21 protein-coding genes are annotated in these 21,351 nt (G+C 27.7%); 8 read left to right on the top strand and 13 right to left on the bottom strand.

Annotated elements, in window-relative coordinates:
• Nucleotides 1-16: 16 nt before the first annotated feature.
• The 3 genes from R4I97_RS01280 to flgE form a co-directional block, all read right to left on the bottom strand.
• A complete protein-coding gene (locus R4I97_RS01280) occupies nucleotides 17-808 on the bottom strand; it encodes a motility protein A (RefSeq protein WP_335783345.1) in 792 nt (263 codons plus the stop codon).
• Between the two features lie 60 nt (nucleotides 809-868).
• On the bottom strand, nucleotides 869-1,093 hold the full coding sequence (locus R4I97_RS01275) for a flagellar FlbD family protein (protein ID WP_295296232.1): 225 nt from the start codon (nucleotides 1,091-1,093) through the stop codon (nucleotides 869-871).
• Nucleotides 1,094-1,156: 63 nt separating this feature from the next.
• The gene (flgE, locus tag R4I97_RS01270) at nucleotides 1,157-2,482 is read right to left on the bottom strand and encodes a flagellar hook protein FlgE (protein WP_335783344.1); all 1,326 of its coding nucleotides are present in this window, start codon (nucleotides 2,480-2,482) and stop codon (nucleotides 1,157-1,159) included.
• Between the two features lie 940 nt (nucleotides 2,483-3,422).
• On the opposite strand from flgE, the gene truA reads away from it, so the two are divergent.
• Nucleotides 3,423-4,166: a tRNA pseudouridine(38-40) synthase TruA gene (gene truA, locus R4I97_RS01265; protein ID WP_335783343.1), complete on the top strand. Its 744-nt coding sequence runs from the start codon at nucleotides 3,423-3,425 to the stop codon at nucleotides 4,164-4,166.
• 302 nt (nucleotides 4,167-4,468) lie between these two features.
• On the opposite strand, the gene R4I97_RS01260 is transcribed toward truA, so the two are convergent.
• Nucleotides 4,469-5,323, bottom strand: a complete 855-nt coding sequence (locus tag R4I97_RS01260) for a DUF4261 domain-containing protein (RefSeq protein ID WP_335783342.1) — start codon at nucleotides 5,321-5,323, stop codon at nucleotides 4,469-4,471.
• 496 nt (nucleotides 5,324-5,819) lie between these two features.
• Between R4I97_RS01260 and cls the strand changes: the two genes are divergently transcribed.
• Nucleotides 5,820-7,289, top strand: coding sequence for a cardiolipin synthase (gene cls / locus R4I97_RS01255; protein ID WP_335783341.1), 1,470 nt, complete (start codon nucleotides 5,820-5,822; stop codon nucleotides 7,287-7,289).
• Between the two features lie 21 nt (nucleotides 7,290-7,310).
• A complete protein-coding gene (locus R4I97_RS01250) occupies nucleotides 7,311-8,243 on the top strand; it encodes a hypothetical protein (protein WP_335783340.1) in 933 nt (310 codons plus the stop codon).
• Here R4I97_RS01250 and R4I97_RS01245 read toward each other — a convergent pair.
• From R4I97_RS01245 to R4I97_RS01210, 8 genes are read right to left on the bottom strand one after another with little or no spacing between them, the layout of a single operon-like run.
• Nucleotides 8,240-9,211, bottom strand: a complete 972-nt coding sequence (locus R4I97_RS01245) for a KpsF/GutQ family sugar-phosphate isomerase (RefSeq protein ID WP_335783339.1) — start codon at nucleotides 9,209-9,211, stop codon at nucleotides 8,240-8,242. The two genes, R4I97_RS01250 and R4I97_RS01245, sit on opposite strands and share 4 nt — an antisense overlap.
• A gap of 18 nt (nucleotides 9,212-9,229) precedes the next feature.
• Nucleotides 9,230-9,358, bottom strand: a complete 129-nt coding sequence (locus tag R4I97_RS01240; protein WP_013243798.1) for a hypothetical protein — start codon at nucleotides 9,356-9,358, stop codon at nucleotides 9,230-9,232.
• Between the two features lie 9 nt (nucleotides 9,359-9,367).
• The gene (locus R4I97_RS01235; protein ID WP_013243797.1) at nucleotides 9,368-9,733 is read right to left on the bottom strand and encodes a YraN family protein; all 366 of its coding nucleotides are present in this window, start codon (nucleotides 9,731-9,733) and stop codon (nucleotides 9,368-9,370) included.
• Entirely contained in the window at nucleotides 9,734-10,963 is a 1,230-nt protein-coding gene (locus R4I97_RS01230; RefSeq protein WP_335783338.1) for an HD-GYP domain-containing protein, read from the bottom strand.
• Between the two features lie 9 nt (nucleotides 10,964-10,972).
• Nucleotides 10,973-11,233: an EscU/YscU/HrcU family type III secretion system export apparatus switch protein gene (locus tag R4I97_RS01225; protein ID WP_335783337.1), complete on the bottom strand. Its 261-nt coding sequence runs from the start codon at nucleotides 11,231-11,233 to the stop codon at nucleotides 10,973-10,975.
• Complete coding sequence (locus tag R4I97_RS01220; protein WP_335783336.1) at nucleotides 11,217-12,278, bottom strand: hypothetical protein; 1,062 nt, start codon at nucleotides 12,276-12,278, stop codon at nucleotides 11,217-11,219. Before R4I97_RS01220 ends, R4I97_RS01225 begins: the two co-directional genes overlap by 17 nt.
• 1 nt (nucleotide 12,279) lies before the next feature.
• On the bottom strand, nucleotides 12,280-12,945 hold the full coding sequence (locus R4I97_RS01215; protein ID WP_335783335.1) for a ribonuclease HII: 666 nt from the start codon (nucleotides 12,943-12,945) through the stop codon (nucleotides 12,280-12,282).
• A 24-nt stretch (nucleotides 12,946-12,969) separates the two neighbouring features.
• Nucleotides 12,970-15,114 carry a viral A-type inclusion protein gene (locus R4I97_RS01210; RefSeq protein ID WP_335783334.1) on the bottom strand — a complete coding sequence of 715 codons (2,145 nt, stop codon included), beginning with the start codon at nucleotides 15,112-15,114 and terminating at the stop codon, nucleotides 12,970-12,972.
• A 130-nt stretch (nucleotides 15,115-15,244) separates the two neighbouring features.
• Between R4I97_RS01210 and R4I97_RS01205 the strand changes: the two genes are divergently transcribed.
• The 5 genes from R4I97_RS01205 to rarD all read left to right on the top strand — a co-directional run bounded on the left by R4I97_RS01205 (nucleotide 15,245) and on the right by rarD (nucleotide 20,005).
• Nucleotides 15,245-16,627, top strand: a complete 1,383-nt coding sequence (locus R4I97_RS01205) for a DNA polymerase III subunit delta' (RefSeq protein ID WP_335783333.1) — start codon at nucleotides 15,245-15,247, stop codon at nucleotides 16,625-16,627.
• Between the two features lie 19 nt (nucleotides 16,628-16,646).
• The gene (locus R4I97_RS01200) at nucleotides 16,647-17,666 is read left to right on the top strand and encodes a hypothetical protein (protein ID WP_335783332.1); all 1,020 of its coding nucleotides are present in this window, start codon (nucleotides 16,647-16,649) and stop codon (nucleotides 17,664-17,666) included.
• Nucleotides 17,667-17,823: 157 nt separating this feature from the next.
• Nucleotides 17,824-18,420 carry a superoxide dismutase gene (locus tag R4I97_RS01195; protein WP_335783331.1) on the top strand — a complete coding sequence of 199 codons (597 nt, stop codon included), beginning with the start codon at nucleotides 17,824-17,826 and terminating at the stop codon, nucleotides 18,418-18,420.
• 37 nt (nucleotides 18,421-18,457) lie between these two features.
• Entirely contained in the window at nucleotides 18,458-18,994 is a 537-nt protein-coding gene (gene rbr / locus R4I97_RS01190; RefSeq protein WP_013243788.1) for a rubrerythrin, read from the top strand.
• 147 nt (nucleotides 18,995-19,141) lie between these two features.
• On the top strand, nucleotides 19,142-20,005 hold the full coding sequence (rarD, locus tag R4I97_RS01185) for an EamA family transporter RarD (protein WP_335783330.1): 864 nt from the start codon (nucleotides 19,142-19,144) through the stop codon (nucleotides 20,003-20,005).
• Between the two features lie 77 nt (nucleotides 20,006-20,082).
• Here the strand turns inward: rarD and fabV are convergent, their stop codons facing one another.
• Entirely contained in the window at nucleotides 20,083-21,258 is a 1,176-nt protein-coding gene (gene fabV, locus R4I97_RS01180; RefSeq protein ID WP_335783329.1) for an enoyl-ACP reductase FabV, read from the bottom strand.
• Between the last annotated feature and the right edge of the window lie 93 nt (nucleotides 21,259-21,351).

Below are 21,351 nucleotides of genomic sequence, written 5' to 3'. Positions count from 1 at the left end.
TTTATCCTTAAATTATTTATCTATCTCCAACCTGCTCATTAACTTTTTGACGCTGAGGAGGAGGTAAGAAAGATACTAATTTATCTTTAACAATTCTAGGGTTATCGCCAGCCTGTATAGATAATATACCCTCAAGCATAATGCTCTGTACAATAGCCTCAGAAGCATGTCTTGCTGCAAGCCTACCAGCTATAGGCAAAGCAAAACCGTTAGCTATAACCGAACCATAGTAAGTAGTAATAAGTGCTACCGCCATACCAGAACCAATGGCTTCAACACCACCACCGCCACCTAAGCTTCTAAGCATTATTACAAGTCCGATTAATGTACCAATCATACCCCAAGCAGGATATAATGAAGCAGCATCTTCAAATACCTTTCTTACTGTATCGTGTCTTGCCTCTACGTTATCTATTTCTGTATTCAAAATATTTTTTACTAATTCTGGGTCTGTTCCGTCTACTACAAGCTGCATTCCTTTTTTAAGAAATGGGTCAGACACTTCTTGTATATCATCTTCAAGTACAAGCAAGCCCTCTCTTCTTGCCTTTTCAGAGAAACTTATTAAAGTAATAATTATTTGTGCTTCATCATAGTTAGGTTTATTTAAAAGAACTTTAATAGCTCTAGGTACGCCCAATATAGTTCCTATGTCGTTTGCAACGAAAAGAGAAGTAGTTCCTCCTAAACCTGTTACAACTGCAGAGGCAATATCTACCATGTGACCAACATTACCACCGCCTGAAATTATACCAAATAAATTGATACCTATAACTAAGAAAAAACCTAAAGGTACTATAATATCCATATTTTTTACTCTCTAATATTTTATTTATTTTTTATTAAACTTTTACTAATTTTTGCTGCCTTAATCTTCATTTCCATAGAAAGAAGGTTTTTTAGTAGAATCTTCATTTACTATTCTTGTTCTATATTCAACTATTCTATTTAACACTGTTTCAAAACTATCTTTAGTTAGCACTTTTCTTCCAGATAGCATAGTGATTACCAAATCAGGAGTTTCCTCCATAAACTCTATTTGATGTGGATTAATATATAAAACGCTTCCGTCAAATCTAGTTACATATATCATAATATTAAGAAACTCCTAACCATTATATTATACTAAAAAAAAACAAAAAGTCTAATATTTTATTTATCTTTTAAGTGCTATAACCTCTTGAAGTAACTGGTCAGCTGTAGTTATAGTTCTTGCATTAGCTTGGAAACCTCTTTGAGTTACTATCATATCAGTAAACTGTTCGCTCAAATCAACGTTAGACATCTCTAAAGTACCAGCTTTAATAGAACCTCTTCCTTCAGCAGCAGCAACACCAATATTAGCAGCACCAGAGTTATTGCTCTCTACAAATAAAGTATCTCCTGCTTTTTCCAAACCGCCTGCATTAGCAAATTTAGCTAAAGCAACCTGTCCTAAAGTTTTTCTATTACCGTTTGTAAATACACCAGTAATCTGACCGCTGTCATCAAAGCTGAAACCTTCAAGCATACCCATAGTATAGCCGTCTTGTTCTATAGCTTTAGTTGTTGAAGGGGATTCAAATTGTGTAATACCATTAAATAAACCAACCTCTCCTAAAGTAAGGTTAATAGTTTGATTTACTTCTCCGTCTGTACCTGTGTAAGTGAAAGATACATTAGGCATTAATACTCCTTCAGTTTGAGTATTAGTACCGTCGCTTACTGAAATTAAAGAACCAGCATCATTAAATACTAATTGGAAAGTATTGTTTCCGCCGCCTTCAACAGGGTCGCCTGCTGAAACACTTACACTTCCTTCTGTTGCTTCTGGTACTTCTATTACCATATCCCATCTGTTAACATCTGTTCTATTGAATGTTGCTCTTAATTGACGAGGTATTCCTGTAGAATCATAAATAGTTAAATCTGCTTGGTGAGTATCGCTATTTTTTTGTAGGTTACAGAAGAACTTAGTATTTTGTGTAGCTCTTGCTGGGTCTTTTGAACCTACTGGTATAATTAAATCTTCTACGCCGGCAGCAGTATTTAATTCCATCATGCCTGTTTCTGGATTAAGTACAGCATTCCAACCTTGTACCTTATAACCATTTGAAGGATTAACTAAATAACCATTTTTATCTAAAGAGAAAGCACCATTTCTTGTATAATAAGAACTATTTCCTTTCTTCTCAATAAAGAAACCTTCTCCCTGAATAGCTAAATCTGTATTTACACCTGTAACTTGTAAAGCTCCTTGTGTATGTATTGTATCTATAGTAGCTACCTGCATACCAAGACCAACCTGCTGAGGATTGATACCGCCTCTATCTTCCTGCGGTTTAGCTGCTCCGCTTAAAGATTGGCTTATCATATCCTTGAAAGTTACTCTACCTTTTTTAAAACCGTATGTATTTACATTGGATATGTTATTACCAACAACATCCATTCTAGTTTGGTGATTCTGCAATCCAGATACACCTGCAAATAATGAACGCATCATAAGGCGAATTCCTCCATAAAAGTAATTTTTTTTATATTTAATTAATTTGTTATATTCTTAGTAATTATTTTCGGTATAATTGAAATTTGTTTAATATTTTTTTATAGTCTTAGAATTTTATTTTGTGAAAATTATATTTTGTTTTATATCTGGGGCTTTCCCCAGATTGCGACCGAAGGAAGTGCCTGTGGGTGCGAGCTGCGGGAAAAAGAACAATAAGAAATTTGATATAAAATAATAGTTTTAATAATATATATTAAAAATTTTTGATTCTTTTATTTTAGTTATTTGCAGGGCTTTGCCCCGCACCCCACTTCTTTTGCCGATAGGCACCTACTCGGTATTGGTATAAAAGAAGCAAAAGAACTGCATTTTTTATGCTTAAAATGTTGGTATTACAATATAGTTTATACATATTCCAACATACAAAGCTATAGTACTTGTACTTTTTGCAACTTTTTGCTACGGGAAAAAGTTGAATAAAAATAATAATATAAATTATAGTTGTTTAATAGATACTAAAAAATTTTCATCTTTTTTATTATCTGCGGGGACTAGCCCCCGAACCCCCACTTCTTTTATTGGTATAAAAGAAGCAAAAGAACTGCATTCTTATTATAAATTTTATAATTTAATTGTACATTAAAAGGCACTCCTCCGCACGACTAAGAAGTTATAATTAAAGGATAACATTACCGTGCGGCAAGGTGGTACAGCTCGTACGCGGGAAAAAGTTGAATAAACAAAAAATATACAAATAATAAAATTAATGTAATATAAATATTTATTAATTTACTTTTTAAATATCTATAACCAAAAAATATTATATTTTATTAAAACTCAATCTTTAGATTTACTAGTTTTATTTGATAATTTGACTTAATTTATTATTTGTTATAGTATGACTACGTTCAATAATAAATATTTATAAATAATAATAATGACTAATATAAAAATAACTATACAATATGACGGCACTGATTTTTTTGGCTGGCAGATACAGCCTAATTTGAGAACTGTTCAGGGAGAAATTTATAAAGCAGTTCAAAAAATATATTCAAAAAAAACTACAATATATGGATGCGGACGAACTGACGCAGGAGTGCATGCTTTGGGGCAGGTGGCTAATTTTAGAGTCGAAAAAATGCTTGTGCCTATAGAAAGAGTTACTAGGGCTTTGAATTCTGCTCTTCCTAAAGATATAAGAATAATTAATGCTGAAGTAGTAGATGATACTTTTAATGCCAGAGCTTCTGCTACCTTTAGAGAGTATATTTATGTAGTACAAAATAGTGATATATCTGTTCCTTTTTATGAGAGATATTCTTGGTTTTATAGAAAAAACATTATAAATGAAAAACTTATAAATGAATATGCTAAGTATATTATAGGGGAGCATAATTTTACTTCTTTTTGCTCTACTGAAGATGAAAATGATTCTAAGTTTAGATATATTGAAAGGGTACGTGCTATAAGAAAAAAAGATACTATATATTTTATTATAAGGGGTAATGCTTTTTTGCATAATATGGTTCGTATTATCGTTGGCACATTGGTTGAAGGTCAAAGAAAAAATATGCCTATAAACTTTATAGAAGATATATTAAAAAAAGAAGATAGAACGCTTGCTTTTGTAACAGCACCTGCACATGGTCTTTATTTTAGAAGGGCCTTTTTTAAATAAAAAATTAAGCGATTAATTATATATCAATATTATATATTTTTTCTTCATAGTAAATTATTATTTTTTTAATAATAGTTAATAAAAAATTAGCACCCCTACTATTGTAAAGGTGCCAAAACAGTTTAATTAAATGAAGGTTATAAAATATATTGTATCAATTTAAGGATACAAAAGAATTTGCTTAAAACAACTATAGTCTCTAACTAATTGTTAGTTTATTCTAACATATTTTTAGAACATGTCAATACTTTATTTTGAATTTATTTAAAAAATTATTGTTTTTTATTTATTTTTTTATATATTTAATTTCTTTTTCCAGCAGCATATTCAAGAGTATTGATGTCCAATATCTCTCTATGCGGTTTAGTTAAAGATTTTTCGTATCTGCATAACCATTTTACTCCATTAAATATGCTTTCTATCTCATCATTACTCTTTATAATGTTTCCATTTTCAAATATATATGCAGCAATATTCATAGCATGCTGTATTATATTGTTTGGGTTTAAATCATGAAAATGGTACTGAATATCAGAAAGACCTATGGAATAAAGCCCAAATGTATCAACTATCATATCATTAGTGTTTTGCACTTTAAAAAATCTAATATTTAATCCTGAATATAAGAATCTTAAATTTTTAGGATATTGATTTTTTAATAATTGTTCTCTAAGTAAAATTTTACCGCTTTGTTCGTTGTATACGGCAACAGCATTAGGAAATATATTTAATGCTATATTAAGCCAGTTGTTGAGTAGGGTAGTTCTGTCTTTATAATCTAATCCGCCAGCCAAAAAGTCGCTTAACATTACTTGATATTTGCACTCTTTTAATAATTCTTTAGCATCTTTTATATCCCAAGCCTGATTATAAACTTCATCGCTTATAGTGCTATAATCAAACTCTATAGGCTCATACATAAAAACTTGAACACCTAATTCTTTATCATCTTGAAATTTTACTTTAAGGTCATTAATCATTATGCTGTATAGGTTTTTATCTTCAGAGATTGTTTCTATGTTATTATATATGCCTCTTAATTTTTGTTTTACCAATTCTATATTTGGCAGTTGTGGTTTTTCTTTAAATAAAATTTTATAAAAATACACATGAGAAAAAAGAGCTTCTTCGGTGCTTTCTAATTTTTTGTTATCCATTTTTATTCCTATTTTTAATATAAAATCTAATACAAAAACAATTATATTGAAACAGATTTGTTTTGTCAATTTCTATATTTTATAATAGATGTATTATTGAGTTTTTTGTTGCACATATTATTTGGTAATATATTTAGATTTTATTAAATGCAGCCTTTTGGTTATTTGTATTGTTCTTTTTCCCGCAGCAAAAAGAACCAAAAAGTGCAAATGCTTTAGCTTTGTATGTTTGGAATATAAATAAAATGTAAGATAATACCTGTATTTTAAGTTAAAAAATGCAGTCTTTTTGCTTCTTTGGGTCACGCCACAAGGGCACTTCCTTCGGTCGCAAAAGAAGTGGGGTGCGGGGCAAAGCCCTGCAAATAATTAAAATAACCAAAGTAAAAAATTTTTAGTGCATATTAAAATATATTAAGCATTCATTGACTTTTTGTATTTGTCTTATATACTATAAATAATAATATATAATGTTTAAATTAGAGATTATAATTGAATGTTTATTTATATATTAACTATTATATTTTTTCTATATGTCATATTAATAGCAATAAAAATGCTTCTTGAAAATAGACCGCCTTATTCTTTTATAGCTTGGCTTACTGTGTTGGTATTTTTGCCGTATGTGGGGGCTATTTTCTATTTATTCTTAGGTGTAAATTGGAAAAAATCTAAAAGAAAACTTTCTGCAAGACTTCCTGAAGATATGATAAGAAAACACTTTTCTTCTTTGCTTGAAGAGCAGATGAATATTATAGATAATATGGGCGGTAATTATGCAAAGCACACAAATTTAGTAAAGCTTGCAATAAAAAGCGGATACTCTCCGATTACTGTTCAAAATCAAGTTTATGTTTTTGATGAAGGCAAAGATTTATTTGATGATTTAATTAATAATTTGAAACTCGCTGAAAAAACAATACACATGGAATATTTTATATGGAGAAGCGATGAATTAGGAAATAAAATAAAAGATATACTAATAAAAAAATCAAAAGAAGGTGTTAAAGTTAGGCTTATATTTGACGGACTTGGCTCTATGCTTAGGATAAGCAAAAAATACAAAAAAGAGCTTAAAAAAAATGGCATAGAGTTTTTGTATTATCATGACCCATTTTCTATATTTTGGACTAGATATGTTAATTACCGCAATCACAGAAAGATAGTAGTTATAGATGGTATAATTTCCTATATGGGCGGAATGAATTTAGGTCAGGAATATATTGACGGCGGAAAGAGGTTTGCTTCTTGGAGAGATACTCATATGCGTATAGTGGGTGATGCTTGTAATCTCATACAGAATGTTTTTGTATGCGACTGGCATAATGCCGGCGGAAGAGATTTAGATAATTTGATGGATAACGTGGAAGGTTCTTCACTTATGCAGGAATTATTTCCTTCTTCGACTACAGATAAATATCTCCCTATGCAAATAATATCTTCTGGACCAGATTCTAAATGGGATTCTATACAAAAGATTTATTCAAAAATGATAGCCGATGCTAAAGAAAGTATTTATATAGAAAGTCCTTATTTTGTGCCTGATGATGGCTTTTTGCATGATTTAGAAAATGCTGCTTTGTCTGGAATAAATGTTAATTTAATGATTACGGGTAAGCCTGATAAATTAGTAGCTTGGTGGGTTGCTCAAACTTATTTTGAGACTCTTCTTAAGGCGGGTGTTAATATTTATTTATATGAGAGCGGTTTTTTGCATAGTAAGTTTTGTGTTATAGACGGAAGGATTGTATCTTCTGGCACTTGTAATATGGATATAAGAAGTTTTTATTTGCATTATGAGATGAATGCTGTTATATATGATATAGATACTGCTTTAGAATTTGAAAGTATTTTTAGAGAAGATATTTCAAAATCTCATAAAATAACTATGGAAGAATATAAAAAGCAGCCTATTTTGATTAGACTTAGAAATTCAGCTTGCAGAATTATTGCACCTGTGCTTTAATTTTATTATATGGGGGAAATTATGAAAAACGTAAAAATCTCATCATTAAATGAAAATGACTTATTAGAATTAAAAACTTCTGAAGATAGAATATCTTTATTTATAGATAATAGCGGAATATCAAAAGATATTATACCTTTTTTAAATGATGTATTAAAAGAGAGACCTGATTTCTTTTTAAATATTTCTTCAGAAAAAGAAAATGGCAGTAATAGTTTATCTGGAGAAGATATCATTAAGTTTATACCAGAAGTGAGAAACTTAACATTTTATGCTTCTCTTAAAAACCCAATAAGCAATTTAAATATTTTTTCAAGACTTGGCAATTTGATAAGTTTACATATTAATGGAAACGTTGATAAAGATATTGCTTTAAGTCCTCTTGACAGTATTGAAACACTCAGCAGTTTTTATTTAGAAAATGGTTTTAGCTTAAAACATTCTGTTTATATAGAAAATAGAAAAAGTTTTTGCGATATAGGGGCTTCAAATATTAGAGTGGAGCATTTTACTAAGATGAGTCAATTAAAAAAATTATCTATACTATCATCTGCTACTCATTCTGATGAGATTCCAAAAAGAATGCCTAACTTGGAAGAAATATATATTGAAAAAGGAAAAGGAATAAATACTTTAGATTTTTTAAATGATTTAAAAAATTTAAGGATAATAGGATTAAACTCTATATCAGAATTAAAATATATACCAGATTTATCAAAATTAGAAAATTTAGAAAAAGTGATATTAAGAAATTTAAGAAGTTTGGAAGATTTAGAAGCAATATTTAATAATAAAAAAATAAAAATACTTATATTAGAAAATGTCAGAGGTTTTAATATAGAAAAACTATCTACTATGGAGAGTTTAAAATATATTACAGTTACAACTGATGATAAATTAGAAACTAATAGAATAAAAAAATCTTTGTTAGATAAAGGTTATTTAGAAGCTTAAAAAGCCTTTATTTTTAGAATATCATGTATATGAACTATACCTATAGGTTTTTTGCCGTCTTTACAATCTTCAACAACTACAAGATTAGTAATTTTTCCTTCCATCAAATGTAAAGCTTCGCCTATAAGAGTATCTTGATATATTACTTTAGGGTTGTTATTCATTATATCTTTTACTTTTGTTTTTAGGATATTTTCTATTTGTTTGTCTTTTACCAATAATCTTTTTAAATCTCCATCTACAATAATGCCTTTAAGAAAGTTATTATCATCTGTAATAATTGCAATGCCAAGCTTACATTCTATAATTTTAAATAAAGCATCATATAGAGATGTATCTAAATTTATAATTGGCAAGTTATCAGTATGCATAATAGTTTTTACTTTAGCTAATTGTCTGCCTAAACTTCCGCCTGGGTGAAATACTGCAAAGTCTTCAGCTTTAAATCCCCTAAGTTCCATTAAAGCAGTAGCCAAAGCATCAGATAAAGCTAAAGAAGCAGTTGTACTAACAGTAGGTGCTAATTTTAAAGGACAAGCCTCTTCCTTTACATGTGTAAGCAAAGTGATTTTTGCATTCTTTGATAGAGTAGAAGATTTATCATTAGTAATGGCTATGTATGGTATATTTTGTCTGCAAGACCAATTTACTAATTCTATAATCTCTCTTGACTCTCCGCCTTTAGAATATAATACTAAATAATCATCTTTAGTTATCATACCAAAGTCGCCATGCAAACATTCATTAGGGTCAACGAAAAAACTTGGCGTTCCAGTAGAAGCAAAAGTGGAAGCTGCTTTTCTTGCAATATGCCCGCTCTTACCAACTCCAGAGGTTATTACTCTGCCTTTAATATTAAATAATTCATTAACTGCATTTTCAAAATTATTATCCAACTTTTCAGATAATAATTTTAAATTTTCACTTTCTAATAATAAAGTTAATTTACCTCTGTCTATTATATTCATTTTCTGCCCTTAATTATATTAATCTATAACAGCACTAATTAAGTGTCCTGCAAGCCTTTCTATAGCTTTATCTACATACTTTTTATCTTTTAATTTCTTTTTATAAATTTCTATTTTTTCATAATTGATTTTCACAGCCGTTTTCATACAATACCCCTATATAAAAATGTCTTCTACAAAAGAAATTTCTCTACTATAGTTGGTATCGTCTATTAAAACTGCCCCAAAGGAACATTTTTGACTTAAACTTAATCCTTTTTTAATTAAGTATTCCTCAGCTGTCTCATAGAGCTTTTGTTTTTTACGCTCTGTTATAGCATCAGCTGCATATCCAAAACTTCCCTGTCTTCGATATTTTACTTCTACAAACACAATAACAACTCCTTTTGTCATTATTAAATCTATCTCGCCTCTTGTTATGCTGCTTTTATAATTTCTCTCTAATAATTCATACCCAAGATTTTCGAGATAATTTAAGGCAATATCTTCTCCAAGATTGCCTATCTCTTTTTTACTTTTCATTTAATTGCCGTCATTATTTTCTTTTTTATTTAATAGTCTTAACTTTACCTCCTCTAAAATATTACTATCTTTATCTACCCCGCTTATTAACAACTTATTAGTTTCTATTAAATTAATTACTTCACCATCTTCAATAAAATTATTATTTTCATCGGATACTATTTTTATTATTGGTCTAATAGGATAGCTAATATTAGTAGCAAATACTAATCCCCTTCTATTATCATTCAAAATTACTACAGTTCCTATTGGATAGACACTAAAAGTGCCTACAACAAGTTTTGCTATTATAGGGTCAAATTTTATATTAGCTCCTTTTATTATTTCCCTTACAGCATCAGATAATGTTTTATTTTCAATAGTCCTAGAGCCATTAACAATCTTAGAATATGTAGGTGTTTTATTGCTGTCTCTTAATATTCTTATAGGTTTTAATATTTTTTCTAAAGAATGTGCAACGGCAACTATTTTTGGATATAAATGTATTTGATTGCCGCTAATTCCTCTTGGATATCCTTTGCCGTTATAATGTTCATGATGCTCTAAAGGAATAACTGCTATTTCTTCTTCTAATCTAAAATTTGTTTTTATTATTTTATAACCAAATACTGTATGTTTTTTTATTTCAATATATTCTTCTGGTGTAAACTGTGTATGTTTATTTAATACTTTATCTTGTATTCTAATAAGACCTATATCATATAATATAGCACCCAAACCTAATTTTTGTAATTTATCTTCAGGAAATTTCATTACCTTGCCAAGCATCAAAGATATCATAGATACATTCAATGATCTTATATAATAATAATCATCTCTGCTTAAATTTTCAATATTTAATAACTCTATAGCTGCATTCATATTTTTGTTAATAAGGTCTAATATGCTATCTATAATTGATTTTAAATTGGATATATTAACTATATTATTATATCTAAAGTCCCCTAAGCTTGTTTTTACTTTTTCTAATATATTAAAATATATATTTCTATATACAAGGCATTCTCTTGCAAATTTTTCAAAATCTTCAGGAGTCTGATATCCATAAGCATTAGCATCAGAATCTTTTATAAATACTTCTTCTATATCCCATTTTTTTAATCTTTTAATATCTTCATCTATAGATTTTATATACTTACTAATAGCCATAAAACCATTATAGATATAAATATCCTGTTTATCAACTTTGGTTTTGATATCATCTACTTTAACGCTAGTAATCTTTTCCATAATTATTTTTTACTCTGCCTTTAATTTATATACATATTTTAATATTATACTAACTGCTTCATAAACTGAATATGGTATTTCTTCTCCTATTTCTAATTGCATAAGTTCTTTTACAGTATCCTCATCAGACACTATAGGTATTTTATTTTTTTTAGCTATTTCTATCATTCTTTTAGCTAAGAGTTTTTCACCTTTTGATATTACTATTGGAGCATTATGTATTTCCCGCTCATAAAGTAAAGCGACAGCATTTTCAATCTCTTTTTTCATAATTTATCTCCAATTCTATATCATTAAACTTTTCTAATTCTTTATCTATATTTGTTTTTATATTTTTACATTTTAAAAATAGTTTTTTATCAAATAATAGCAAATTAATAATATATTTATTTTCTTTTACAATTTCTATTTTGCACAGTTCTTTATTATTATTATAAGCTATAAACTCTAAACTTTTAGCTTTATTATCTTTTCTATTTATATAAAGAAGTACCTCTTTTAATTCATTATTAACCATAAAAGGTATTGGTATTAAAAAAGAACCTTCTCTAAAAGTTTTATTTTTCCTATTGGAGGATAATATCTTTAAAAGAAGATTAAGCATATTAGAACTATCAGAAGATAATTCATCTTGAAGCATATCAAAGAGCATAAACCATACACTCAAATTTCCATTTGAAGATATATAGTTTTTTAGGCTTTTGTCAGTATCATTAATTTCTTTTAAAAGCGTTAGTAATATTTCGGTTTTTTCAATATTTTTGTTAGAGTTTTTTATAAATGAGTGTAAATTATTAAATTTTGAAAAAATATTTTCAAACATTTCTAATTCATCAATGCTAAAATATATTTTATTAGACATAGAATGCAGTATAAACTTCAATTTTTTATCATCTAATTGAGGTATGTATTTTAAAACTCTCTCCAAATAAGCTATATTTTCAGGGCTTTGTTTTATAGAATTTTTTAATAAAATAGCAGCAGCTTCACTATTATTTTCTTTGTTAGTGTTCAAAACTAAAGTATCTTTTATGGCATTGTTATTGATGCTTTCTCTTGCTTCTTTAATGCTATTTACATCTTTAAGCAATTTTAATATTATTTTTCCATTTTCTTTGTTAATAACTGCAAAACCTTTATCTTGCATTCCATCTTTGAATAATGCCACAACCTTATTTCCCATTATATTAATAATAGCCCTATCATTATCCAATTTACGCATAAGAGAATATCTTACAATGTCTCCCTCTTTTATGTTTTGAGAGTTTTTGCTATTTATTATTATGTTTGAGTATTTATTATTAATGTTTAGCATTTTATATAAAAAAACTATTTTCTTCTTTCATTTCTTTTTTTATAGATTTTATAGGTTCAAATGATAATCTATGTAAATCGCTTGCACCATATTTTTTTATAGCCTCAATATGCTCTTTTGTGCCGTAGCCTTTATTTTTTGATATTTTGTATTTATCATATTCTTTATTTTTTTCTGATAATATGCTCATGGCTTTATCTCTGCTTACTTTAGCAACTATGCTGGCACAAGCTATAGAATATGATTTTAAATCGCCTTTTATTATAGACTCTTGTTTTATTTCAGTATCAATTTTCATGGCATCTATTAATAATATATCAGGTTTTACTTTTAAACCTTCAACTGCTTTAAGCATAGCTAATTTTGTAGCATTATATATATTAATTTCGTCTATAATATTTGCAGGCACAGAATATAGTGAATATGATAATGCTTTTTGAGTGATAATTTTGTAAAGCTCTTCTCTTTTTTTTGCGGTAAGTTTTTTGGAATCATTTGCTTCTTCTATTATATCATCATCTAAAGGCATTATAATAGCACAAGCAGTAACCTCTCCAAAAAGCGAACCGCGTCCAACTTCATCTATACCGCAAATATATTTATAGCCCAAGTCTAAATAATATTTCTCATAATGCAGTTTATCAATTTTATCATCAAAAAGATACATGTTGTTATAAATTATTATAAATTATTATAGTATCTGTAAAGCTATAACAACTACTATAACTACTGCAGCCAAAGAACCCATAATTATAGCAAAGTTATTTGCGTTATTTTTTGATGATAATTCTGCTTCTTTTTGTTTTATGAGCATAGCATCAGTTGTTCTAAACATATTATCATATTGTCTAGCCATATCATCTCTAAACTCTTTATTTTTTTGTTCTTGTCTTTCTATTTGTCTGTCTGTATATTCTCTTAATTTTTCTTTGTCGCTGTTAAACTCATTTATAATACTTTTAGCATTGTTTAGAGTTGTAATATAATCGCTGTTTTTTATGCTGTTTTCTTCTATTTTTTTATTTGTATAATCTATTAATGTTTCATAATTTCTATCATATTTTTTGAGCATGTCATTCATTCTTGTTTCCATGCTGCTGCTGAAATCTCTGTTTTTTCTATCCTGCTCTTCCATTTTTAAGTTAACAGCATTATTAATGTTTTTTACAAGCTCATTGTTTTTATTATTTTGTTCTTCAATCTTTTTATTTGTATACTCCATCAATGTTTCATAGTTTTTGTCATACTTCTCAAGCATGTTATTTGTTTTTGATAATATTTCACTATGATTTTTATTCATCAAGTCATTAAACTCTTTATTTTTTTTGTCTTGTTCTTCTAATTTTTCATTTATTGACTTATTCATTGTATTAAAGAATTCTTTATTTTTAATGTCTTGTTCTTCTATTTTTTTATTAGTATAATCAATCAATACTTCATGGCTTTTATCATATTTCTCAAGCATATTATTTGCTTTAGAAAGTATTTCATCATAATTTTTATTGATTAACTGATTAAACTCATTGTTTTTCTTCTCTTGCTCTTGCAATTTATCATTCATTGCATTATTTAAAGTTTTTAAGAACTCTTTGTTTTTAATGTCTTGTTCTTCTATTTTTCTATTTGTATAATCTATAATAGCCTCATGACTTTTGTCATATTTTTCAAGCATGCTATTTGTTCTTGCTAATATTTCATTATGATTTTTATTGATTAACTCATTAAACTCTTTATTTTTTTTGTCCTGTTCTTCAAGTTTTGTATTTACAGAATTATTAATAGTTTTTAGGAACTCATCATTCTTTTTAGCTTGTTCTTCCAATTTCTTATTAGTATAATCAATTAATATTTCATGGCTTTTGTCATATTTCTCAAGCATCTCATTTGTTGTTTTTATTATTTCGTTATGATTTTTATTTATCAAATCATTAAATTCTTTATTTTTTTTGTCTTGCTCTTCAAATTTTAAGCTTATAGAATTATTGATAGCTTTTAGAAATTCATCATTCTTTTTAACCTGTTCTTCTAATTTCTTATTAGTATAGTCAATCAATACTTCATGACTCTTGTCATATTTCTCAAGCATCTCGTTAGTTGTTTTTATGATGTTTTCATTAATGTCTTTATTTTTCTTATTGCTCTCTTCCAACTTAACATCATTTCTTTTGTCTTGTTCTTCTAATTTTGTATTCATAATCTCATTAAGAGTTTTTATGAATTGTTCGTTTTTAATATTTTGCTCTTTTAATTTTTCTTTTATTTCATCATTGATATTATTTATTAGTTCGCTGCCTTGTTCTTCGAGCTTTTTATTTGCATTTTGTATTAGTATTTCATTTTTCTTAGTATTTTCTTCTAATAGTTCTGCTGTTTTCTTTAATAGCTCTTCATTTAATTTGGTATTTTTTATGTTGTTATCTTCTAATTTTAGATTTATTACTTCGTTAATATTTTTTATGATGTCATGATTTTTAATATTTTGTTCTTCTAATTTTTCTTTAAACTTTTCGTTTATAGATTTTTCAAATTCGCTATTTTGTTCTTCGAGCTTTTTATTTGCATTTTGTATTAATATTTCATTTTTTTGAATATTTTCTTCTATTAGTTCATTTGCCTTTTCTAATAGAATTTCTATTTTTAAGTCTATGTCATTTATAGAGTCTAAATTTCTATTTAAGGCTTCTATATGATATTGTAAATTATTTATTCCTTCTTCGGCATTATCTAATCTTTCAGAGTTTAATAATATTTTTTTGAATAATCTTTTATTCTTTTTTTCCATTTCTTCTAAATCTTCTTTTGATATATTATTATTGTTGTTATTTTCTAATGACATAATGAAATCCTTAAAAATTTATTTCTTATACTATATAATATATAATATATATGTAAAATATCAAATTTATATTGCTATAAATTTTGTTATAATTTATAAATTAAATATAAAAAAATGTGGAGATTTATAATTGGCTAAAGTATTAGGGCAAACAACACCTTTAAAAATAATGTCTGGCATATATAAAAGCGGCAGGCTTCATCATGCTTATTTGTTTTATGGGGAAGAGGGAGTTGGAAAATATGAAAGTGCTTTAAATTATGCTAAAGTGCTTTTGTGCGAAAGAAACAATGGCACTTATTGCGATGAATGTGAATCTTGTAAGATGATAGATAATTATAAGCACCCTGATGTAGTAGTTGCTGGCACTGATGAGCGGTTTAGAAATGCTGAAATATATTTTAATCAGTATTTAGAATATAAACTTCCTCATTTGTTTAATAATTTTTATACAGAATGCCGTTCTATACTCTATAAAGTGGAATCTATGCTTTTTGATAGTTATGATAATTACCCTTCAAGCGAACCGAAAGAGTATATGCTTGGAAACAAAAAAGAAAGCTCCAGATATGCCTTAATAGAGCCTTACTATTTGGCTGTTAATTACACATTAAATGAGCTTAACGAGGATAATGTTGAGTTTATAGATTCTATTTTTAGAACTAAATCAAAAGATGCACTTAATATAGTTAAAGCAAAAGGCGGTAAAAAGAAATATTCTATAGATGGTGATTTTTTTACAGCATTAAAGAAAATACATTATAATATAATTCATACAGTTATACCATTAGATACAATTAGAAACATAATAGAGATGACATACAGAAAACCAAGATTAGGCAGAAAGAGGGTAGTGATAATAGAGGGTATAGAATTAATGGATAAAAGAGCTCCCAATATATTTTTGCGTACTTTAGAAGAGCCTTCAGATAATAATATATTTATTTTGATAACTTCAGATACAAATAAATTAGTTCAAGATGGAATGAAGCCTTTAATATCACGTATGATGGAGCTTAAGTTTGCATCGCTTTCTGAAAATACTTTAAGGTCCATATTAATGAAAAGATTAAGACTAAATGAAGAAAAAACGGCCTTAGCACTTCAATATTCTTCAGGAAGTATGTCTAAAGCTATAAAATATTTGCTTGACAAAAAATCAAATACAAGCGATAATATTAGAGAAGTATTATTGTCTTTCATAGATGCAAGTTTAAATAATAATGCCTCAAAAGTGTCTTCTATTATCACACTCCTCTCAGAAGGCGAGTATGATATTTTAGATACTATAAGAGAATTAATTAATATTCTTAAAAAATCTTTGGAAGATAAATATCTGGAAATAGAAAATAGAAGCTATATACTTCCTAACTCTGTTTCCGATATAAGTATTATATGGGCTATAGATGAATTAGATTATTTAGTTAATAGTTTATTAAATACTAATAGTCAGCCAAAAATGATACTTTATAAGGCTTTAAGCAACATTTATATATGGCTAAATAATTATTAAAAACTTATAGGAGTTATACATGAAAAAGTTATTTCTTGTATTAAGTGTAATGATTTTATCATTAAATTTTGTTTATGCTCAGGAGGAAGCACAACAAACTGAACAACAGCAGACAGAAACTCAACAGCAAAATACTGAAACTGCCGCTTCAGTAGATACAAATACTGTAGAAGGTATAGTGCCTTTCTCACCTAATTTTGCAGATTTGAGAAATGTAGATGATGCTAATTTAGATAAAGAGTATAATATTCTTCAAACTAATTTAAATATTATAAGAGATGATTATCTTTTTAGAGTATTATATAAAGCTAATAAAATATTAGAAAATTATACTAATGTTAATTTTACAGATACTAATGAAATGTTTTATAATGCTATTAATTACTATGATTTAGTAGCTAGACCTATATCTACTGATAATAATGTTGATTTGGGACTTAGTCAAATTTATAAAGCTATTGAGTTATATGATGAAATTAGACCTACTTATGAAATATTAGGAAAAACTAATGAACTTGCTAAAACTGATTATGAGTTAAATCTTTATGCTGGTATACTTAATTTATTTAAAGGTTCTCCTAGTTACTATTCAATGAGCAGATATCATTTTAATAAGGCTTTAGAAAATGAAGTGAATAATCAAAACTCTACTACTAATTTGATAATGCTCAATACTTATTTAGCTGGAGTTAATTATCTATTAGCTAATAATGCAAATACTGGTGATATTAGAAAAGTTTATTATCTTAATGAAATGTTTAATAATTTATGGGATTTAACTACTTTGAAAAATCAAGATGAAAATATTAAATCTGCTAAGTATAAACTTCTTATCACTAAATATCATAAAATATTATATACAACTTCTGATAGATTTAAAGCTATATATTCTAAATATTATGATGAGTTAGGTTTTGTATATGCTAATACAGAAGATGAAGTATTATCTAGAGAAGTAGCTCCTGTTTATAAAGAAGGAGAAGCAAACGAGGCTAATACAACAACTACTACTACAGAAAATACAGAAGCAGCACAATAATAAAAATAAAAATTAACTTAAGGCATGTCAGTTTTAATTGGCATGCCTTATTAATATATATTACTAATAAGTTAATTATATTATATAATAAATACACTTGACATAAATGAAAAATAGTTTAATATTTTTAATGTTTAATAAATAAAGGAGATAAAATATGTTTGAGTTAATGAAATTGCCTTATGGCAAAGAGGATTTAGCACCATATATGTCTTCAAATACTTTAGACTTCCACCATGGCAAACACTTAAATGCTTATGTAACAACAGTTAATGATTTAGTATCTAAAGATAAGTCATTAGAAGGAAAAAGTATAGAAGAATTAATACTTCTTTCTCATAACAATAGTGAAAAACAAGCATTATTCAACAATGCTGGTCAGGTTTATAACCATGAAGAGTTTTTTAAGATGTTAAAGAAAGATGTTGCTGTACCTGCTGAAGTGAAAAGTAAAATAGAAGCAGATTTTGGCAGCTTTGATGCTTTTAAAGAAGCATTTACTACAGGCGGTAAAACACAATTCGGTTCTGGCTGGGTATGGTTGGTATTAAATAACGGCAAATTAGAAGTTAGAAAATACGCTAATGCTATGAACCCAGTTGCTGATAAAGTACATGGTATTTTAACTTGCGATGTTTGGGAACATGCTTATTATTTAGATTATCAAAACAGAAGACCTGATTTCCTTACTACTTTTGTAGAGCATTTAGTAAATTGGGACTATGTAGCAGAAAAATTAAATAAGGTAAAATAACTTAATTTTTAATTATACAATTTAAGGAGAAATAAAAATGAAAGATTTAAAAGGAACAAAAACAGAAAAGAACTTACACGATGCTTTTGCTGGCGAATCTATGGCTAGGAACAAGTATACATATTTTGCAAGCGTTGCTAGAAATGAAGGTTATGAGCAAATAGCTGCAATATTCCTTGAAACTGCAGAAAATGAAAGAGAACACGCTAAAGTTCATTTTAAATATCTTAATGGTATAGGCGATACTCTTCAAAACTTACAATCTGCTTGGGAAGGCGAGAACTATGAGTATGAAGAAATGTATCCTACTATGTCTAAAGAAGCTGCTGCTGAAGGTTTCGATGAGATTGCTCATTCTATGAAATTAATCGGTGATGTTGAAAGAGAACATAGAGAGCGTTATGCTAAATTAAGAGAAGCTGTAAAAAATGGTACAGTTTTCAAAAGAAACACTAAAGTTCAATGGAAATGCAGAAACTGCGGATATATATATGAAGGCGAAGCTGCTCCTGAAATTTGTCCTGCTTGTAAACATGCTAAAAAATTCTTTGAAGTTAGAGTTGAAAGCTATTAATTTGTAATAATTAATTAAAAATAATAGGGGGCTTTAATAAGGCCTCCTTTTTTGTATTTTTTATTTTTATTTAAAAATATTATCTTGAAAATATTTTAATTGAGTTTATTATATTTCAAAAATTTAAAATGGAATATTGATTAACTTATGTCAAATAATAATAATAATAAATCTATTTTTCTTGCTGCGAGTGCTTATATAATGTGGGGGCTTCTTCCTATATATTGGAAGGCTGTTCAGAATTTTGATTCTGCTTTTGTGCTTGGAGTTAGAGTTATCACTACTTTTATATTTACTCTTATTATAATAATATTTAAAAAAGCTAATTTATACAGAGGAATAAAGCCTCTTGTTTTAATTTTTATAGCAGGTATTTTTCTTGGTCTTAATTGGTATTTATATATTTATACTGTAAACTCTGGTAATGTATTAGAGGCAGGGCTTGCTTATTATATAGCTCCTATTTTAAGCATACTAATAGGCATAATATTTTTTAGAGAGAAAAAGACTGTATTAGAATATTTGGCTATTATTTTAATGTTTATTGGAATGATATATCAAACTATTACATTAGGCAAACCTCCTATAATGGCATTTTTTATAGGTTTAACTTTTTCTGTATATGGAATATTAAAAAAGATGACTATATACTCAGGTTGGGAGAGTTTATTTTTAGAGACTTTATCTATATTAATACCTTCAATTATTATATCTAAACTTTATTTTCCAGCATCTTATCAGCCAATTAATACTTGGATAACTTTAATGTTTGCAGGAATTGCAACAGGTATTCCTTTATATTTATATGCAAAGGCTGCTAAATCTTTAGAGGTTTCTACTTTAGGATTTTTGCAATTTTTTGTTCCTTTGCTTGCAACATTGCTTGCTATATTTGTATATAAAGAAGAATTGAATTTCAATAGAGCTATTACATTAGCAATTATTATATTGGCAGCTGTTCTCTATGCTGTGTCAATATTTAGAAAATCTAAAGCTAATAAAAAATTATAACTTTATATAATATAAAAAATAAAAAGGGCTATACAAAAAGTAAAGCCCTTAATTGATAATTTGTTTATTATAAAAAATTATATTTCTACATCCTTAGAATAATCTATTCCCTCAACTTCAAATCCATGCATATTCATATAATCTTTTCTAAACATAGACATATCAGCTAACTCTTTTAAATTATCCTGATTAAGTATTTTCCAAGCATTCAATACTTCTTCTTGAACATCTTTTTTAAGCTCCCAATCATCAAGTCTAATTCTATTAACAGAGTCTAAAGGTATATCGCCTCCATTATATAATTTATCACTCAATAATCTATACATCTGCTCAATGCAGCCTTCATGTGATCCTTTAGCCTTCATTATTTTAAATAATATTCCAATATAAAGAGGCACTGTAGGTATAACAGCAGAAGCCCTTGTTACAACAGCCTTATTAACAGATATATAAGCATGTCCGTTTATCTTTTTTTGCATTTCTTTATCGAGTCTATGAGCAGTACTTTCTATATGGTCTTTTGCCCTTCCAATAGTTCCTTCTCTGTACACTGCTTTAGTTATTTCTGGTCCTATATAAGAATAAGCTATATTAATTGCATTTTCTGCAAGTAAGTCTGCTTCAAGTAAAGCATTAGTCCAAAGCTCCCAGTCTTCACCGCCCATAACTTTTACAGTATTTTTTATATCTTCATCACTTGCAGGCTCTATAGAAACATTTAATAACTCTTCAGTCATAAAATCTATTCCCATACCCTCGTATTTTTTTCCTATAGGTTTTAATGCAGAACGATATAAAGTACCTGTTTTTTCATCTGTTCTCACAGGAGCAGCCAAACTATATATAAATAAATCTATCTTTCCGTCAAAAAACTTTTTAGCTTCTTTTATCACTTCTTCTTTTGAAGCATTTAAAAAAGCGTCCAAATTAAGACTTAATTCTTCTATACCATCTCTTTTAGCAAACTCACTGAAAGCCATATTATTATACCAACCAGGTGTAGCTGTTCTTCTTTCTGTAGCAGCTTTTTCTAATGAAACTCCCATAGTCTTAGCTCCAAGTCCATAAGCTATAGCAATTCTGCTTGCAAGACCATATCCTCCGGAGCTTCCTAATATAAGAGCATTTTTTACATTTGATTTTATTTTTCCTTTAGATTTTACATAGTTTATTTGATTTTCTACCTCTTTCCTGCATCCTAATGGGTGAGCTGTAGTACATATATTATTCAATATTTTAGGTGCTACTATCATTTATGCATCTCCTTTAATAGTATTATTATCTTAAATATACATATACTTTATAATAGAATTGTATTTTTTTCAATAAAATAAAATTTATAATAA

The sequence above is a fragment of the Brachyspira pilosicoli genome (genome assembly GCF_036997485.1).
Classification (GTDB): Bacteria; Spirochaetota; Brachyspiria; order Brachyspirales; family Brachyspiraceae; genus Brachyspira; species Brachyspira pilosicoli_C.
Note: the sequence above shows the minus strand (reverse complement) of the source record. Positions and strands in the feature narration are given on the sequence as shown.

Excerpts from the sequence above, each read along its gene's own strand:
- R4I97_RS01280 (WP_335783345.1), bottom strand. The coding sequence starts at position 808 with ATGGATATTATAGTACCTTTAGGTTTTTTCTTAGTTATAGGTATCAAT.
- R4I97_RS01275 (WP_295296232.1), bottom strand. The coding sequence starts at position 1,093 with ATGATATATGTAACTAGATTTGACGGAAGCGTTTTATATATTAATCCA.
- flgE (WP_335783344.1), bottom strand. The coding sequence starts at position 2,482 with ATGATGCGTTCATTATTTGCAGGTGTATCTGGATTGCAGAATCACCAA.
- truA (WP_335783343.1), top strand. The coding sequence starts at position 3,423 with ATGACTAATATAAAAATAACTATACAATATGACGGCACTGATTTTTTT.
- R4I97_RS01260 (WP_335783342.1), bottom strand. The coding sequence starts at position 5,323 with ATGGATAACAAAAAATTAGAAAGCACCGAAGAAGCTCTTTTTTCTCAT.
- cls (WP_335783341.1), top strand. The coding sequence starts at position 5,820 with ATGTTTATTTATATATTAACTATTATATTTTTTCTATATGTCATATTA.
- R4I97_RS01250 (WP_335783340.1), top strand. The coding sequence starts at position 7,311 with ATGAAAAACGTAAAAATCTCATCATTAAATGAAAATGACTTATTAGAA.
- R4I97_RS01245 (WP_335783339.1), bottom strand. The coding sequence starts at position 9,211 with ATGAATATAATAGACAGAGGTAAATTAACTTTATTATTAGAAAGTGAA.
- R4I97_RS01240 (WP_013243798.1), bottom strand. The coding sequence starts at position 9,358 with ATGAAAACGGCTGTGAAAATCAATTATGAAAAAATAGAAATTTATAAA.
- R4I97_RS01235 (WP_013243797.1), bottom strand. The coding sequence starts at position 9,733 with ATGAAAAGTAAAAAAGAGATAGGCAATCTTGGAGAAGATATTGCCTTA.
- R4I97_RS01230 (WP_335783338.1), bottom strand. The coding sequence starts at position 10,963 with ATGGAAAAGATTACTAGCGTTAAAGTAGATGATATCAAAACCAAAGTT.
- R4I97_RS01225 (WP_335783337.1), bottom strand. The coding sequence starts at position 11,233 with ATGAAAAAAGAGATTGAAAATGCTGTCGCTTTACTTTATGAGCGGGAA.
- R4I97_RS01220 (WP_335783336.1), bottom strand. The coding sequence starts at position 12,278 with ATGCTAAACATTAATAATAAATACTCAAACATAATAATAAATAGCAAA.
- R4I97_RS01215 (WP_335783335.1), bottom strand. The coding sequence starts at position 12,945 with ATGTATCTTTTTGATGATAAAATTGATAAACTGCATTATGAGAAATAT.
- R4I97_RS01210 (WP_335783334.1), bottom strand. The coding sequence starts at position 15,114 with ATGTCATTAGAAAATAACAACAATAATAATATATCAAAAGAAGATTTA.
- R4I97_RS01200 (WP_335783332.1), top strand. The coding sequence starts at position 16,647 with ATGAAAAAGTTATTTCTTGTATTAAGTGTAATGATTTTATCATTAAAT.
- R4I97_RS01195 (WP_335783331.1), top strand. The coding sequence starts at position 17,824 with ATGTTTGAGTTAATGAAATTGCCTTATGGCAAAGAGGATTTAGCACCA.
- rbr (WP_013243788.1), top strand. The coding sequence starts at position 18,458 with ATGAAAGATTTAAAAGGAACAAAAACAGAAAAGAACTTACACGATGCT.
- rarD (WP_335783330.1), top strand. The coding sequence starts at position 19,142 with ATGTCAAATAATAATAATAATAAATCTATTTTTCTTGCTGCGAGTGCT.
- fabV (WP_335783329.1), bottom strand. The coding sequence starts at position 21,258 with ATGATAGTAGCACCTAAAATATTGAATAATATATGTACTACAGCTCAC.